The sequence below is a fragment of the Erwinia sp. PME.40.26/001 genome, assembly GCF_055556675.1.
Map to the genome: position 1 here is coordinate 1 of NZ_JBVHNP010000362.1, position 246 is coordinate 246.

The 246-nt window shown below is 54.9% G+C and carries 1 pseudogene; it reads right to left on the reverse strand.

From position 1 onward, the window contains the following. Window positions 1–208, reverse strand: a pseudogene (locus tag ACZ3HG_RS24550) (hypothetical protein); the annotation flags it as partial. Window positions 209–246: the final 38 nt, after the last annotated feature.

The following is a 246-nucleotide window of genomic DNA, read 5'->3' on the forward strand; positions in this document are numbered from 1 at the left end:
GATTGCCACGCGAGGTATAACGAAATGCGTTGGAGGGATCGGCAACAATTTCCTCGCAGGCAGCCGCTACCCCTGGCGAATAGGCCAGTGCCAGATCACGCTGGTTGACCAGCTGTTTGGTTGCGGTAACGGAGATTTTGCCGGGGGTGGGGAATTCGTGGTATTCGAGCGCTGCTGCACGCAGTTTGGAGTCAATCGGTTGGGTCATATTTGTCACCCGCCTTATAATTTGCGGGTTTTCCATGG